A 17285-nucleotide genomic window follows, 5' to 3' on the forward strand; every position below is an offset into this window, starting at 1 on the left:
ATGAACCATGGTAGGCGCGTTTTGTATTTATTATCTCAATTGCCTAGAACGGAGCAAAATTGTCATGTACCACTGTTGGTACTGTCCAGCGTTGATGCGCATCGATAGGCTCTAGTACCGAGTTGTGGTGTGGTATTTGTCCACGGTCGCCATACAACCACAATACCAAGTTCGAACGTTCACCACTTGTTATCGGCAGCGCCGCATGGGCAACGTTTCCTCGATGAATCATAGCGACACCGGGCGTGAATGTCGTTTCGTTCATCTTACCCGTAGCTGGGTCATAAAAGTTAAGTTCTGAGCCTGAAAACCCTTCATCTGGCATATTTACGTTAATGTTGAGCGTGACCGAAGACGCATCAGTATGCAAGCGTAAAGACGTATCTTTGTTCGCTTGATACTGAATCGAGAACCCAAAAGTTTGCGTATCGTAACCCATGATTTCAGGGAACAATAAGCGAGCGATAGGGCGCATGTAACTGTCGAGTAAATCTCGGTAAAACGCTTGGAAACTTGGCGCGGCTAAATAACCTTCAGATCGGCTGTCTAACATTGCTCCACCGCGGTTAAGCACTATGCCGTATGGTGGGCGCAGCGGAATTTGAGCGTTAGAGACCGCTTCCAAGTAATCACGCAATTCAGCAAGACGTTCAGCATCAAAGAACTGAAACTTAAACACCCCAGGAGAGATCTCTTCGAGTAAGTCTTTTACCGCGATTTCTTTCGTTGGATCTTGCCAAGCTTCTCTAACAGTCTCACGAAGGCGAGCATCTAACAGCGAATCATCGAAATCCAATTGGCTGCCTTCCGCACTTGCTTCCCATTCTTTCCAAGCCTCGCTGAACAAGCCCTTATTGTTGTCCCAAAACTGTTGTACAGAAGGAGCTCGTTGAAGCATCGCTTCTCGTGTCGGTAAATCGATGGCGCGTGCGCGCTCTAGTTGATTAGATAACATAATGTGTTCGCTCCTTTTGTTTGCTTGCGACCAATCTATTACACCAAGGTTTGTAGATAAACGGGGCGCTGGGCAAAACAGAATTAACGTTTTCTATATAATCAAATAGCGGCTTAGCGGTTCTGCTTAAGTAAATAAGCGTCAGGAATAGTTAGTGACGAACAAATTACGGAGTGATGGAGAAGCTTAGACGATCATGCAAATCCTTTTGCATGTTCGATGGGGGAAGCGTTATTTAGAAATCGTAGTTTAGATTCATTGAGCTGTAGATTTCGGCGTTACTTTGGTCTGATGCAACAGTGGTGTTGTAGATGTATTCGGTATCAAAAGTCAGCGCCAAATTACCCATTAAGATGTTCTTTAGATAGCCTTTGAGGTTGTAATTGGTGTTCTCTTCACCGTAAGCCATGTTAGCCGTTGCCCCCATAGAAAACGTTTCTGTGAGCGTCAGAGAGCCATCAACACTGGCATTGACGATCAGCTCATAGTTCTCTTTGTTCGGGAACTCTTCATCGGAGGATTGGCGTTTACTGATTCGGTAACCCGGGCCAGCGGAGCCTTGAAGTTTGATTCTTTCAGTATCATAAAAGTGGCGACCCAATCCTGTAGCCGTTATAAATTGCTTACGATAAGTACCAAAGTGGTCGTGTTCAAAACGGGTTGTCGCGACCAAATAGGTGACTTCGTTCAAGTCATAGCTGATGCCATAGTTGGTGGTATAGCGATTGGTACCGTCTTCATCGTTTTCAGCATCGGTATAGTAGGTATCAAACTGAACTCGTTGGCCCCAGTTCTCTTTTTTGTAACCAACAGAGATTCCAGAGTTGATCGACAAGGATGAGCTGGTGTTTTGCGAGTATATAAACCCGAGCTTGGTCAGGGTCGTAAAAGGGGATTCTTCAGCTTCTTCTTGTACCTCAGAACGTTCGCTTAATACGATGTCGTCCTCGAGTACCACTTCTTCAACCTCTTCTCCAAATACAGGCATAGAGAAAGCGATGAGAACTAAAGGTAGCTTTGCTAGGGAGCGTGTGTATGAAACTGTGTTGGTTAATGGGCGCGTTGTTTGTGAGATAGCGTGTGTCGACATAATGGTTTGGTATATAAGGTGATTGAACACGACGAACGCAAGGCTAGTCGTGAAGAGTCGTCAATGATTGAATCGAAAATGCGTGTGAGTTATGACGCCATAGGCAAAGGCGAAAAAATCGTTTTTATCGCTGAGAAACCGTTACCTCGATGAGGATTGAAATCTTCAATGTGGACAAAGAATTCAAGTATCTCAGAGGGTTTATCGTCTTCGATTAACAAGAACTCGAGTAGCCCTTGTTCGACATGGCATGAAACGATGGTTTCGCTCGATTGATCAGCTGAAATCTGTTCAACATTGATCACAACGCTCGTCTCGGGTAACACATTGAAAGCATCTTGCGCGCACTTAAGAATACAGCTGCAGACATACTCTCGATATAAGGCATTGCTTTCAGAAAGAGACATCGTTTCAAGCTTCACTTCTCCTTGGCACAATACCTTTTTTTCTTTAGGGATCACGTTGTGCTTATTAACCTGAATGTTGATTTCTAGCAGGTGACCATTCTTATAGGTATTGAAGTTATGGTTAATCAGCTTAGTGTCGACTACCGCGGCGTTAATCGAGTTCTGTTGAGCTTCGGAAAGGGCTGATAGTTTTGCTTCACTATCGTTGTTTAATATACCTTTCGATAATTGATTGCCCTTGGCCCAGTAGCTGTAGCTTTGAACCCAATGTACAAACTCTGTCTTATATTGCTCGATGTCTTGTTCGGCGGCACGCTCGATATTATTGGTGAGGGTGTACAACTTCGACTTGTTGCCTAGCAGAATATCTAGCCAGTTAGGTTTGTACTCATCGAGAGCTTCCATGGCTTTGACTTTATGATCGAATCGAACCGTTGGCATTGCCGGTGCAGGTTCCATCGCAATCGACTCCCAATTCATTTTTGGGGTCGGAATGGTATGCACGGATTGGATTAAGTGGAGGTGCTGATTGAATAAGCTCACTTCACTTACAGCGTCCTCAAGTTGTTTGGTATTCATCTACATTCCTGTCGACTGTTGTTCTTGTAATTTGGCGCTTAGTTTATGGTCAAAGCGCCAGAACAGTATTTAAATGAATGTGAATGATCTTTCGTGAGGTTACTTGATATTGGTTTAGGAATATTTGGGGAGGAAAGTTGGGTTTACGATTGAGATAACAGCATAGAAACACAGAGAGCAAGGCGCTCTCTGTGTTGGTCATTTTGCTATTATAGAAACTCGTTGAAGAGTATTACCTCTGGCGTCTTGCGACCAAAGTAAATCGGTAATCGTTAGACGTGAAGTAGTTTCGGCTGTATTCAAATACCGTGTTATTGGCGAGGTAACCGCGAGTACGTTTTTCAATGATAGGCTGAGCTGGGTCAATGCCTAACTGTTTAGCAACGTCTACAGGCGGAAGAATCGGTACCAATTCCTGCTCACTTCGATCAATCACCATGCCTTTGGTGTTCTCAATAAAGTCGTATTTTGATGTCTGCATCACTTGATAGGTGAGATCTGGGAATAGGGCAACAGGTAACCAAGTTTCTTCAACCGTGATTGGATTGTTGTCTATGAAACGAACACGTTTTACGTAGAAAACCAATTCGCCTTCTTTGATATCTAAATGTTCAGACATCGCCAAAGAACACGGCTTCATTTCGAAGGCCAGAACTTCACTGTGTGTAACCACATCCAAATGCGCCCACTTTTCTTGAAAGCTCGACTGTTTGTAGATGTCGTAATTGATCTTGTTCTCTTTGACGTAAGTGCCGCTGCCTTGAACGCTTTCAAGCTCATCGTTTTCGATCAGTAGTTTCAGCGCCTGTCTAACCGTTACACGGCTTACCGAGAATACTTCACGCAATTGCGCTTCTGTTGGGAGTGCTTCTCCAACTTTATATTCTCCAGAACTGATCTTTTCTCTTATTGCATCGGCGATTTGGCGATACATAGGGAGTCTTGCCATTTTTGCCTCATTTGTGCGCTAGGACAACTAGACTTTGATTAACAACCTGTACCTTAAATACGTAAATTTGCTCTATATAAGCCTTGCTTTAAAGGTTAGTGTGAGCGTCGTATCGGCGTTTTGTAGTACATATAATACAAATTAAACGATACATAACAAGCTTTCTTAAAGGATTTGCCAATACGATTTAAATACAAATTAAATACAAATATGTATTGGTGAGATCGTGATCACGGATTAAATGTCTTGAAGTTGTATTATTCTTCTCGTCGACAGGGACGACTGTCGTACTAATCCGTGACTATGGGACAAAGGTTATGAAACTTACTACTCTAACGAATAAGTCGCTCATAAATCTGCAAACTACGTTTAGCAGTCGAGAAGAAGCGATTTACGCACTTGCTGACCAACTGGATCAGCAAGGCAAACTGCATAACAAGCAAGAGTACCTTGATGCAGTATTTGCTCGTGAAGAGCAAGGCCCGACAGCGCTTGGCGAAGGGCTAGCAGTACCGCATGGCAAGACTGACGCGGTGAAAGAAGCTGGTTTCGCTGTAGCAACATTGAAAGAAGACATGAAATGGAAAGGCTTGGATGAAGACGAAGATGTAAATCTAATCTTCCTAATTGCGATTCCAAATGCAGAAGCGGGTTCTACCCACATGCATCTGCTCACTGCACTGACAACTACATTGGTTGATGACGATGTTCGCGAAGCGGTATTAAAAGCGACAACGGCTGAAGAAATCTTTGCGCTTCTTGATGGCGACAATCAACAAGATGAAAAACAAGACAACTTAGATACAAATGCACCGACAATTGTATGTGTGACGGCTTGCCCTGCAGGCATTGCTCATACTTATATGGCGGCAGAATATCTTGAAAAGGCGGGCAAAAAGCTTGGCTATAACGTGCATGTTGAAAAACAGGGCGCAAACGGTATTGAAGATCGCTTAACGGCTGAGCAATTAAACAATGCAGTGGCTTGTGTATTTGCTGCTGAAGTTGCGATTAAAGAATCTGAGCGCTTTAACGGCATTCCTCGTGTAGAAACGCCAGTTGCAGAACCGATTAAACACGGTGAACGCATTCTAAACGAAGCAATTGAAGAGTCGAAAAAAGGTAACGGTGCAGAGCGTAAAGTTGCTACTGATGACAAACCTAAGAAAGTGCCACTGAAAACAGAGCTCAAACAAGCACTGCTTTCTGGTATTTCTTATGCGGTTCCTCTTATCGTTGCTGGTGGTACTGTGCTTGCGGTTGCTGTTCTTATCGCGCAAATTTTTGACCTGCAAGAGCTCTACGCAACAAAAGATTCTTGGCTATGGATGTATCGCAAACTAGGTGGCGGCCTACTGGGTACATTGATGGTGCCTGTACTGGCAGCTTACACAGCTTACTCATTAGCCGACAAACCGGCACTCGGTCCTGGTTTTGCCGCGGGTATTGCAGCAAACATCATTGGTTCTGGTTTCCTAGGCGGTGTTGTTGGTGGTTTGATCGCGGGTTACGTAATGCGTTGGGTAAAAGAGCATGTTCGCTTAGGTCCTGCGTTTAACGGTTTCCTTACTTTCTACCTTTACCCTGTGATTGGTACTTTGGTAGCGGGTAGCTTGATGCTGTTTGTTATCGGTAAACCTGTTGCGTTCCTAAACCAAGGTCTGACGGATTGGTTGAACGGTATGTCAGGCACCAATGCGCTGTTATTGGGTGCGATTCTTGGTCTGTTTGTATCATTCGACTTGGGTGGTCCGGTAAACAAAGCCGCTTACGCATTCTGTTTAGGTGCAATGGCGAACGGTGTTTATGGCCCATACGCAATCTTCGGTTCAGTGAAAATGGTATCAGCGTTCACCGTAACGGCTTCAACCATGATCGCTCCGCGCTTGTTCAAAGACTTTGAGATTGAAACGGGTAAATCAACTTGGCTACTTGGCTTAGCGGGTATTACCGAAGGTGCAATCCCAATGGCGATTGAAGATCCAATCCGTGTAATCGGTTCGTTCCTACTAGGCTCTGTAGTGACAGGCGCGATGGTTGGTGCGGCAGGTATTGGTCTATCGACTCCGGGCGCAGGTATCTTCTCTATCTTCTTGTTACACGATTCTGGTTTGGGCGCATTCTCTGCTGCGGCAATCTGGTTCGGTGCTGCGATTGTCGGCACAGTGATTTCAACCATTACTCTTCTGATGTGGCGTGGTCACGCTGTAAAAAAGGGTAAGTTTGAAGCAAGTGCTGCAACACAGAACTAACTGAATTTTGAGTTAGCTCCTAACTCACTGCGAAATCAATATATAAAAAATAACAAACAACTGGCTGTCCTAAATACCTGTGCTCCTAACGGTTTTATTCACACAGATTCTGGGCGTGGTTTTCTGCACCCTAAATTTAGTGGCAGCCAATTTTAACCCCTTGAAAAAATTTAATTTAGTCGTATTTGGGTTCGAACTTTAGTTTTACTCGAAGCGACACATTAAGGTAAATGATTATGACTACATCACGCGTACATATTACTCCTCACATGCACTGGGATCGTGAATGGTATTTCACAACTGAAGAGTCTCGCATTCTTCTTGTGAACAACATGGAAGAAATCATGAACCGTCTGGAGAGCGATCCAGAATACAAATACTACGTTCTAGATGGTCAAACCGCCGTTCTAGAAGATTACTTCGCAATCAAACCAGAAAACACAGAGCGCGTAAAAGCATTGGTTGAAGCGGGCAAGCTTATTATTGGCCCTTGGTATTCTCAAACCGACACAATGCAAGTTTCTGGTGAGTCAATTGTACGTAACATGATGTATGGTATTCGTGACTGCATGAAGTTTGGTGATGCAATGAAGATTGGTTATCTACCAGATTCATTCAGCATGAGCTCACAGCTACCAATGATCTACAACGGCTTCGACATCACGCGTGCAATGTTCTGGCGTGGTTGTTCAGAGCGTCATGGCACCAACAAAACAGAATTCTTATGGCAATCAAACGACGGCAGTGAAGTGACGGCACAAGTGCTTCCGCTGGGTTACGCAATTGGTAAATACCTTCCACAAGACGAAGAAGGCTTGCGTGCTCGTTTAGATAAGTACTTCCCAGTACTAGAAAAGCCATCGGTGACTAAAGATATCTTGCTACCGAACGGCCACGACCAAATGCCGATTCAAAAAGACATCTTTGAAGTAATGGACAAGCTTCGCGAAATCTACCCAGATCGTGAATTCTCAATGAGCCGTTACGAAGAAGTGTTCGAGAAAGTAGAAGCGGCGCGCGACCAACTCGACACAATCAAAGGCGAGTTCAACGACGGTAAATACATGCGTGTTCACCGTACGATCTCTTCTACGCGTATGGATATCAAACTGATCCACGCAGAAATCGAAAACAAGATTGTAAATATCTTAGAACCGCTAGCGTCTATCGCTTGGACATTAGGCTTTGAATACCACCACGGTTTGATCGAGAAAATGTGGAAAGAGAGCATGAAGAACCACGCTCACGACTCGATTGGCTGCTGCTGTTCAGACAAGGTTCATGCTGAGATCCTAAACCGCTACATCCTTGCGGACGATATGGCGACCAACCTGATTCATTTCTACAAGCGTAAGATTGTTGACCATATGCCGGATCACGGAGGTTGCGACAAACTAGCGATGTTTAACCTTTCACCATACGAGCGTGAAGAAGTGGTTAACACGACGATCACTATCCGTGCTCAAGAGTTCTCTATCTTTGATGAAAACGAAAACCCAGTTGCGTACTTCATCCAAGACAAGCGCCAAATTGACCCAGGCAAAGTAGACCGTCAAATCGTTCACTACGGTAACTACGACCCGTTCATGGAGTTTGATATTCAAATCAAACGCACTGTGCCAGCGATGGGCTTCACCACGTTACATATCCAAGGTAACGAGAAGGGCGCAGCAAAAGTTGCAGAACAAAAAGACTACTTACTAGAGAACGAGTACTACCGAATCAATGTAAACGACAACGGTACTCTGACTATTTTCGATAAAGAGACAGCGCAAGTGTTCGACCAAGTACTTCGTTTGGAAGATGGTTCTGATGACGGCGATGAGTACGATTACTCTCCATCTCGTCAAGAATGGTTACTGTACTCAGACGAATTCCCGGTAGAAACGTCAATTGACCACCAAGGGTTCCAATCGGTAGCGAACATCGCTTTCCGCATGAAGGTGCCAGCAAACCTTACAGAGCGTGAAGAACGCACGGGTCAAAACGGTTTTGTTGAAGCGCAATGCCAAGTGGTATTGAAACAAGGTTCTCGCCGCATCGAAGTACGCATGGAACTAGACAACCAAGCCGACGACCATCGTGTACGTGTGCTAGTACCAACGCCATTCGTTTCTGAAACTGTGGTTGCAGATAACCAGTTCGGTTGTATTACTCGACCAACCAATGACCCAGCAATGGCGGTTTGGGAAGAAGAGAAGTGGAAAGAAGCACCGGTTCCGGTTTACCAACTGATGAACTTCGCTGCGTTAGAAAACGGTAACGCGGGCATCGCAATCATGTCGAATGGTCTACGTGAATTTGAAGTGATTGCATCTCAAGGTGACGAAAACCGAGATACCTTCGCACTGACACTATTCCGCGGTATCGGCGTGTTAGGTAAAGAAGAGCTATTGCTTCGTCCGGGTCGTCCTTCAGGTATCAAGATCCCGACACCAGATTCACAAGTGCGCGGCAAGTTAGTGTGTGAATTCACGCTGTGTGGATTCTCTGGTAACCACATTGACGCGAACATCATGGCGCAAGCACGTGACAATGTCACTCAAATCGAATGTTACAACAAGATCCCTTACAACGCGATGAAGCTAAACGTGGGCGAGAAAAACCTACCAATGAGCTTCAGCTTGCTATCGAAGCAACAATCAGGCGCTGTGCTGAGTGTGCTAAAGAAAGCGGAAGATGAAGATGCGTTGATCATGCGTGTCTACAACCCGGCAGAAACAGGTTCAGTATCGGATTCAATCTCTTTCACTCAAACTGTTTCAAGCTGGAAAGAAACAAGCATGGACGAACGCGTTCGTGAAGGTGATGTAGCAACTGAAACCTTTGGTGACTTGTCTTTTGGTGAACTAGCTTCTTGCCAAGCAAAAACATTCCAAATCAAATTCTAATTTCAATCACCCGCTCACCTTGGTGGGCGGGAATGGTGAACGACAATGAAAATTGTAATTGCCCCCGATTCATTTAAAGAATCACTCGACGCTCACCAAGTTGCGTCTTGTATTGAGCGTGGATTTGCTGACGTTTTTCCTCACGCAGAGTTTGTGAAAATGCCACTCGCCGATGGCGGTGAAGGCACAGTAGACGTGTTGCTAGAAGCGCTCAATGGTAAGAAGCAAGGGCTGCAAACGACGGATCCAATCGGTCGCGAATGTACGGCTTATTGGGCTTTACTTGTACAACAGGTTGATGGCAAAAGCGTAAACACTGCCTTGGTAGAGTTTGCCCAAGCGTCGGGTTTAGACCGATTAACCGTAGAAGAAAGATCACCTCTTACAGCATCATCTTACGGAACAGGGTTGCTGATGAGAGATGCGCTAGATAAAGGCGTGGAACAAATCATTATCGGCTTGGGCGGTAGTGCGACCAATGACGCGGGTGCTGGCATCTTACAGGCGTTGGGAGGCAAGCTATTAGACAAGCAAGGCAACGAGCTATCTGGTGGCGGTGCTGCACTAAGTCAATTAGCAAGTATCGATCTTGATGGACTGCACCCGAGATGCAACGAAGTGACGTTCGTTGTCGCATGTGATGTGAATAATCCTCTATGTGGTGAAAGCGGAGCCAGTGCCGTGTTTGGTCCGCAGAAGGGATCATCAAAAGTTCAAGTTGAACAACTTGATACTGCGATCGGTCACTTTGCCGATATCGCTCAAACACATACGGGTACCAATCATCGCGACACAGCTGGTTTTGGTGCTGCTGGTGGCACACCTCTGGGGTTAAGTCTTGCATTCAATATCCAAATTAAAGCGGGTATTGAGATGGTATTAGATGCTTTGGATGCAGATAAGGTTCTTGAAGGTGCTTCACTGGTCGTGACCGGAGAGGGACAGATGGATAACCAAACCCTGCAAGGTAAAACACCTTTCGGCATCGCTCAGCGAGCTCAAAAGTTGAGTATTCCAACCATTGGAATTGCGGGCTCTTTGGGGCAAGACGTTGAAAAGCTTTACGGTTCAATGTCTAGCTTATTTGGAACCGTACGTTCACCTCAGTCTTTAGATCAAGTTTTATCAGAAGCGAATCAAAACCTGACTCGCACTGCCCGTAATATCGCCGCCACGCTCAAGCTTGGCAGCCAGATTTTTAATGAGAAGTAATTATGTCTCTATTTAAACTCGACAACGTTATTCAAAACTACGCATGGGGAAGCAAAGACTCCATCAACCAACTGTTTGGTATTGTGAACCCAAACCAAGAACCGCAAGCAGAAATTTGGATGGGTGCTCATCCTAATGGTTGCTCAAAAGTAGGTGATACCGGTGAGTCGCTTTCTCACATGATTGATGAAAACAAAATCGATGTCTTAGGCGGGTACACGGCGGCACGTTTTGGTGAATTACCTTTCCTGTTTAAGGTGTTGGCCGCTGAAACACCATTATCAATTCAGGTTCACCCGAACAAGCGAAAATCAGAATTAGGTTTTGAGCGAGAGAATGCACTTGGCATCCCTTTGAATGCGTCTAATCGTAACTACAAAGATCCAAATCATAAACCTGAGTTGGTTTATGCGTTGACCTTTTACAAAGCGATGAATGGCTTTCGTCCAATCGTAGATATTATTGCTTTGTTCGAAGAAGCGGATATTCCTTCGTTAGCGATTGAACTTAATGTACTAAAAGCCAATGCCGACAGTGATTCTCTGAAGTCGTTCTTTAGCGCCATTATGTCTCTTGAAGGTGGCCGCAAAGCGTCTGCGCTTAATGAGCTTTATGCTGCACATGCGCGACCAGCAAAAACGGTTATGGGGCGTGAAGCTCTTCAATACAGCATTGAGTTCAAACAGCATTATCCGGGTGATATTGGTTTGTTCGCCCCGTTGATGCTTAACACAGTAGAGCTGGCGCCCGGTGAAGCGATGTTCCTATTCGCAGAAACCCCACATGCTTATGTTCAAGGCACAGGCTTGGAGATCATGGCAAACTCAGACAATGTGCTGCGTGCCGGTCTCACACCCAAATATATCGATGTCCCTGAGCTTATCGATAACACGATCTTTGAACCGATTAAGCCAGAAGATATTCGTCTTAAGCCTGTATTGAAAGAGGGCAAGATGAGCTATCCGATTCCGGTGGATGACTTTGGCTTTGATATCTTGTCTGCGACTGATGAGAGCAAGTCACAGTATTTACGTAGTGCGGAGATATTGTTCTGTGTGGAAGGAGAGGCGACCGTCACCTCAGAAGGTCGTACAGTTTCTCTTAAGCCCGGAGAATCGGTCTTTGTAAGTAGTAATTCAAGTGTTTACCAATATCAAGGGAATGGCATTTTGGCTCGTGCTTTTAACTAGTGCCCCCGTGCTAGCGTTCAGCAAAAGAAATGTCAGAGTGCCACTGTAAAGTGGTACTCAATATTGGATTGATGGTTGTTACCTATCTGTCTTTGACAGTCATGATTATTGACCATACCCGCTACTCTGGCGGGTTTTTTCATTGTTAGAATGAGCAAATATAAGCCTGTTGAAAAGACAAACCCTGCGATCAGAGCTGGGTTTTTATTGAATCAGTACTGAGTGACTGGTTAAGCAATGTGCGTCATTTTATTAAGTACAAAGGTTTCAATACAGTTTTCAGTCGCAGCCATGTAGTCAGCGATATGCTGGCTCGCTAAGTGTTTCTCTAGATGAGCTTCAGACTCCCAGTTCTCATGAAAAACGAAGTGAGCAGGGTTACTGTTATCTTGGTGCAGATCGTAGTTAATACAGCCGTCTTCAACACGGGTTTTATCGATCAATTTAATCATCTCAGCTTTTACAAGCTCAGTTTTGTCTTCTTTAGAGACGATCGTTGCAATAATAGTCAGTTTGCTCATTTTCAATTCCTTCGCTTTAAACTCGATAAGTTCAAGTAATGTAATTATAAATTTAGATTGAAGAAAGAGTTCTGAAATCCAATAACTGTGGTTCTTGGCGTCCAAAATACAAACATTAAGTTGTTGGTGAGTGAGTCAAGCTAATAAAATTCACAACACATAGTTTGTAACGATCATAGTTATGAAAACACTTAACCGGAGCATGTTCACTAAAGAAAAATGAAGTTGGTATATTTTGTGTTGCACTCGTAGTCCTAATTGGTTTTCGCCGACGTGTATATGATCTTTACCGCTACTCAGTTTCACATGACCATAAAGGCTTGGCACTAAGATATTCTTTGACTAGATATAGAACTCGCACTCATTGTTTTGATGTCGACAGAACGACATTTAGGTGTGAATATTCTATCAATAATACTCAAAAGCTAAGGTTTATCTCTAAACAATTTAAATCGTACCTTCAACTTTGTTTATTCTAGTGCCTCTTTCTTCTCTCTTTTTCTTACTTGCTTCTTTGGTTCCAATCCGTGCTTGCTATAAGCGTGTTTTCTGATCTCATGCGCTCGTACTTATTTATATTTGGAAGAGTTTCGTCCGTCATATCGGATTGTTGGTATTTAAAAATCGTCCATATAATGAGCCCATCTTAAAGAAACAAACCAACTTACTTAGATAAATAGAGGTCATTATGAACACTTCAACACTTACTACTAAAGCACAATTCGAAAACGGCACAATGTTTGGAACTGGCGAGGAAATGCTTTACGTCCTTCAGCTTAACGGCAGCTGGTATGAAATGGGCAAGCAGTACGGAAACTTGTCAAAAGAGCACATGCAAGCGATGTACGACGTTATTGTTCAGCCTGAATTTGATAAAGGGCTAATCAGCCAAAAAGAAGCATATGAATTGTTTGGCACTCGCGTTTTCGCAGCACTTTCTTTACGTCGTAAGCAATACTTCCAAGGTGTAGCAGATGGTCTAGGCTGGCCACTGGAAAAAGTCATCGTGCTAGACCAAAGCGGTCCAATGGCGATTTACCTTGGAAAGCTTCACTCATTCTCTGGTTGTTCTTCATTAGCGACTTGGGGCGAAAGCACTGTCGATGGTCATTCGGTTGTTGGCCGTAATATGGACTGGAGTGATCTGTTCCTAGACTTCCCAATCTATACAACGGTTTATAACCCAACAGATGGTTCAAATGCATTAGTGAATGTGAGCTGGCCGGGTTGGCAATGGATGGTTACTGGCTTTAACGACAAGGGTGTGTATACCGATCTGCATGACGGTACATCGATGGGCGGTAATATTGTATCGGTCGAGAAGCCATCTTTCTTAAACTCAGTGGTCGATTACATGGCGGAATCTGATTCGATCGAAGCTCTTAGCTCACGCTTCCAAGCGTCACGTACTGATATTGCTTCAATCTGGATGTTAGCGGATAAAAGCGGTCAGGCTTGTGCTTACGAGAACACAATCCAAGAAAACAGAAAACGTGTCAGCGATAAAGACGCTAGCTCGTTTGCGACGGTTAATACGTTCTTAAACCCAGATTGGGGTTTGGGTATCCGTGAAACTCAAAGCTTTTCACTAAAACGTTTTGATAACTTAAATGCACGCCATGATGACCTGTGCGGTCACATTGATGCTGAGGCAATGCGTAACATCTTTGACTTACCACTGTATAACGAAGATGGCAGCTTCAAAGAAAATGGTGGTGTGACTAAGCCAACTAATCAAGATGTGGATCTAACTAACTACCAAGTCGTCGCTGACTTAAATGAACTGCAAATGTGGGTGAAACTTCCGGCGCTTGGCAGCGACACCAACTGGGCTCATATTGATGTGAAGTCTTTGTTTAACAACAAGTAACGTTATTACTCAGTGAGTAGGGCTAATGTGTTTGTATAAGCACATAGCCTTCCTCTTTTTGTAGGCTCACCTCTTAACCAGCCTCAAGAAAACGTCATCAATCGCTTATCAAACTCCTCGTCGGACTTTAATAGACGAATCCGATCATTGCATGGAAGCTTAACCGGCAGACGTAAACTCTGCCATTAAACCAAAGTGCAAAAATGATTAAATCTAACTTGTTTCATTCTGTCTCGCTAATCGGCGCTCTTTTTTCTTCCGTTTCTTATGGCTCATTTTTCGATGCTATGGACGACCAATTCGATATGGGTCACCACATAGCAGAAAACGCCGTGGGTTTCTTGCCTGTACCGGCTTTGATTACCGAACCTGCCGTTGGTTATGGCGTGGGGCTTGTCGGCGTATTCATGCATGAAACGGACGAGCAGAAACAGCAAAGAAAACAAGCGGCACTCAATGCTATCGATGGAGGCGCACAGCTTGTTCCTGGTGCGATAACAGTATTGGGTGCAGCGGGTACAGAAAACGGGTCGTGGTTTGCCTTCGTCGGGCATCGTCACACATGGTTGAACGATACCATTCGTTACACGGGTGGTGTTGGGGCTGGGCAAATGAATCTTAGTATCTATAAAGATTTGTCATTAGAGCTCCCAAATAACAAGTCTACGGACATCCAACCTTTAGAGTTTTCAACTGAGACTCGTGGTGTTGTTTTGCAGCAAGGAGTCCAATTTCGAGTGGCAGATACGCCTCTTATGTTGGGCGTTAAACAGTTCGTTTCTTATACCGAGATAACTTCTGACAGTCAGATCGTTGATAAGTTGATGGAGTACACCTTAGGTCAAACCATCGTGACTTCGGGTTTAGGATTGGCTGCGGATTACGATACGCGCAATAACTTATTTTACCCAACCAGTGGCTATCAATTTTCAGCTGATTACATGGTTTACGATGAAAAGTTAGGCAGTGATCAAGCATACAGAAAGTTAGATTTAGAAGGGGAAGTCTATGTCCCATTGGCAACACAATGGACGCTGGCTTTTGCGGCCAATTATCAAAACTTTCAATCAGATGAATTGTTTCTTTCGCCAACCACTCAACCGTATATCCAATTGAGAGGCGTGTCTTCCTATCGATATCAAGGGGATGAGATTACCACTCTACAATCTCAAGTTGTTTTCGACATTGATGATCGTTGGAATGTGTCTGGGTTTTATGGATACGGTCAGGCGAAAGAAGAAGCAGAACTTAGCCAAGACCAAACAGTAGGAGCTTATGGTGTCGGGTTTCGATATCAGATAGCTCGCCGATATGGGTTGCGAATTGGTATGGACTTGGCTCGAAGCGACGACGAAAACGCTTTCTATATTAGCTTAGGGAGTGGTTTTTAAATATTCAAAATACCAGTCTAAGACTCTTTTTACTAACAGCTAATAACAGCTAATAACGGTTATTAACAGCTATTAACGGTAGCTTCCATTTTTAGTGATGGGTTTGATCCATCATACATGATTCAAGGGATGAGAAAATAGACCGTAAAATGTAGCCATACCAAAGAAGCTTCATTCTGATATCGAAGGTTTGATGGTCGTTATGATTTGGTGAACAGGAGGGTTCACTCATTAAATTTAATCTGCCTTATCTATGGCTTTAGGTATTTGGTGGAAGTATTTGGCACTCAAATAATGAAAATATTTAATCTGTTCAGCTTTAGAACCCTCGTTTTGTTCGCAACCCCGCTTTTTTGGTGGGCTTCGTTTTCAGCGCTATCAGCTGAGTCGAAAGCTGACCATCCTGGTAAAGAGATTTTCAAACGTTATTCGCTCAGTGAAGACATTCCTAAGTTGGCCATGAGTTCTCTCATGCAAGGTGAGCACTTGGTTGAATATGCGACTCGCAAAATTGTAATTGGAGACAACGTTCGTGAATCAAAAGTCTTCTTAGTGAAGAACACCGATACCAAAGGCAACATTGATCTGCGAATTAAATACAATCCCGATGACCTTGATGAACAAGAGCAAGTCATCGATGAAATTGAAGCATTTGTCAGAACCGAATATCGACTGAGGCATTACGCTGAGAGCTACGACCCGTATTCAGTTAAAGCTAAGGATCATGGTAATGGTCGTGTCGATATCTTCTTTGAGTACTCAAAGTATGCATTACCGCAGGATATTTCGTACTTCCGTCATTTAAGCGTGAAAGTTGAACTCGTTAATGGGCAGCCACAGACGATGAGTATCTATAACGATCAGCCGTTTAAATTCAATGGATACCAAATAGAGAGTTACTTACAACGACTTGATTTTAAAAGACTCGAGTCAGGAAAGCTTATTATCGACAGTAAGCACATCGAAGTTGAAGGTAAGAAGCGCGATAAGCCAGTGCGTATGAACACGATGATTCGTCCAATTGCTATTTATGATGAGCAAAATGAGGTGACAGTCCTAGACCACAAAATGCTTGAGCAAGTATCGGATCCGCGAATGAGAGAAGAGAGTGTTGTGCTAGACCGAGTGTTTCCTTTGATGGGCGATATGGTTCGCCGCCAAGGAATCGATTTGCCATTGCCTTTTGGTGTGTCTGTCGCGTACAGGAACCAGAACATGGACATCCCATTCACTGATTTCGTGATTCAAGGAGTGGGCTTGAATGATCTTTTCGACCCTTACGCTAGCATCGGAGCTGTTAATGCTGAAAGTTTAACGCTTAGAGCCGACCTCAACATATTACCGTTTTGGAATGTTTACGGTTTGGTTGGAAAAATCAACGTCGATGCTCAAGTTGATGCGGAATACACCGGTGAGGCGGGTGAGTTTCTCCGAGATAAATTAAACAACAAACTACCACACCTTGGGGATGCATTTTGTAGTGAGTTGTCGGCACTTTGCCAAACGGGTCGTGTGAAAATTCCGTTGAGTTTGGAGTATGACATCGTGGGCTTAGGGACAACCTTGTCTGTGGGTTATAAAGAATTTTTTGCTTCTGTATCGGGCAGTTATACAAAAACGCGTTTAAAAGACACAGACAATTGGGGAGATGGCATTGTGACTGTTCAGCCTATGCTTGGCTATCAACTCGTTGATTATCGTACTCAGCTATTTGTTGGTGCTGAGTACCAAGGCTTGGACTCAAGAATGGCAGGGCATGTGGTTGCGGGTGACTTGGAATTTGATTATGACATTGGTGTGAGCTTATCTCAGTGGGCGTATTTGGTGGGTGTGAATAAACAATTAGGTAAGAACTACAATTTGACCTTTCTTTATAACAAAGGTGAAACGCGAGATTCGATGACGGTCAATTTTGGCTATCGATTTTAAGCATGAGATGTGAGCGTTTGTGGAGAGGGTTTCATCCGTCATAGGGGAT

12 protein-coding genes are annotated in these 17285 nt (G+C 44.1%); 7 read left to right on the forward strand and 5 right to left on the reverse strand.

Going from position 1 to position 17285, the window contains the following annotated elements; all coding sequences use genetic code 11:
- Positions 1 to 43: 43 nt before the first annotated feature.
- The 4 genes from AB6E85_RS08740 to AB6E85_RS08755 all read right to left on the reverse strand — a co-directional run bounded on the left by AB6E85_RS08740 (position 44) and on the right by AB6E85_RS08755 (position 3980).
- Entirely contained in the window at positions 44 to 955 is a 912-nt protein-coding gene (locus tag AB6E85_RS08740) for a 2OG-Fe(II) oxygenase (RefSeq protein ID WP_372142282.1), read from the reverse strand.
- Positions 956 to 1190: 235 nt separating this feature from the next.
- Positions 1191 to 1943 carry a DUF481 domain-containing protein gene (locus tag AB6E85_RS08745; RefSeq protein ID WP_333912743.1) on the reverse strand — a complete coding sequence of 251 codons (753 nt, stop codon included), beginning with the start codon at positions 1941 to 1943 and terminating at the stop codon, positions 1191 to 1193.
- 191 nt (positions 1944 to 2134) lie between these two features.
- Positions 2135 to 3031: a hypothetical protein gene (locus tag AB6E85_RS08750; protein WP_372142284.1), complete on the reverse strand. Its 897-nt coding sequence runs from the start codon at positions 3029 to 3031 to the stop codon at positions 2135 to 2137.
- 232 nt (positions 3032 to 3263) lie between these two features.
- Positions 3264 to 3980: a GntR family transcriptional regulator gene (locus AB6E85_RS08755; protein ID WP_050651687.1), complete on the reverse strand. Its 717-nt coding sequence runs from the start codon at positions 3978 to 3980 to the stop codon at positions 3264 to 3266.
- A 317-nt stretch (positions 3981 to 4297) separates the two neighbouring features.
- Between AB6E85_RS08755 and mngA the strand changes: the two genes are divergently transcribed.
- The 4 genes from mngA to manA all read left to right on the forward strand — a co-directional run bounded on the left by mngA (position 4298) and on the right by manA (position 11525).
- Positions 4298 to 6232 carry a PTS 2-O-a-mannosyl-D-glycerate transporter subunit IIABC gene (mngA, locus tag AB6E85_RS08760; RefSeq protein WP_061030865.1) on the forward strand — a complete coding sequence of 645 codons (1935 nt, stop codon included), beginning with the start codon at positions 4298 to 4300 and terminating at the stop codon, positions 6230 to 6232.
- Positions 6233 to 6468: 236 nt separating this feature from the next.
- Complete coding sequence (gene mngB / locus AB6E85_RS08765; RefSeq protein WP_372142286.1) at positions 6469 to 9123, forward strand: mannosylglycerate hydrolase; 2655 nt, start codon at positions 6469 to 6471, stop codon at positions 9121 to 9123.
- A 45-nt stretch (positions 9124 to 9168) separates the two neighbouring features.
- Positions 9169 to 10335, forward strand: a complete 1167-nt coding sequence (locus tag AB6E85_RS08770) for a glycerate kinase (protein WP_372142288.1) — start codon at positions 9169 to 9171, stop codon at positions 10333 to 10335.
- Positions 10336 to 10337: 2 nt separating this feature from the next.
- Entirely contained in the window at positions 10338 to 11525 is a 1188-nt protein-coding gene (gene manA, locus AB6E85_RS08775) for a mannose-6-phosphate isomerase, class I (RefSeq protein WP_372142289.1), read from the forward strand.
- Between the two features lie 230 nt (positions 11526 to 11755).
- On the opposite strand, the gene AB6E85_RS08780 is transcribed toward manA, so the two are convergent.
- Complete coding sequence (locus AB6E85_RS08780; RefSeq protein ID WP_372142291.1) at positions 11756 to 12046, reverse strand: putative quinol monooxygenase; 291 nt, start codon at positions 12044 to 12046, stop codon at positions 11756 to 11758.
- Between the two features lie 688 nt (positions 12047 to 12734).
- Here AB6E85_RS08780 and AB6E85_RS08785 point away from each other — a divergent pair.
- From AB6E85_RS08785 to AB6E85_RS08795, 3 genes are all read left to right on the forward strand, one after another.
- Positions 12735 to 13916 (forward strand): C45 family autoproteolytic acyltransferase/hydolase, encoded by a 1182-nt coding sequence (locus AB6E85_RS08785; protein WP_372142292.1) that lies wholly within the window; start codon positions 12735 to 12737, stop codon positions 13914 to 13916.
- A 203-nt stretch (positions 13917 to 14119) separates the two neighbouring features.
- Positions 14120 to 15307: a BamA/TamA family outer membrane protein gene (locus AB6E85_RS08790; RefSeq protein ID WP_372142293.1), complete on the forward strand. Its 1188-nt coding sequence runs from the start codon at positions 14120 to 14122 to the stop codon at positions 15305 to 15307.
- A 294-nt stretch (positions 15308 to 15601) separates the two neighbouring features.
- Positions 15602 to 17236 (forward strand): hypothetical protein, encoded by a 1635-nt coding sequence (locus tag AB6E85_RS08795; protein WP_372142295.1) that lies wholly within the window; start codon positions 15602 to 15604, stop codon positions 17234 to 17236.
- Positions 17237 to 17285: the final 49 nt, after the last annotated feature.

Source organism: Vibrio sp. 10N.247.311.51 (assembly GCF_041467855.1).
GTDB classification, from domain to species: Bacteria; Pseudomonadota; Gammaproteobacteria; order Enterobacterales; family Vibrionaceae; genus Vibrio; species Vibrio coralliirubri.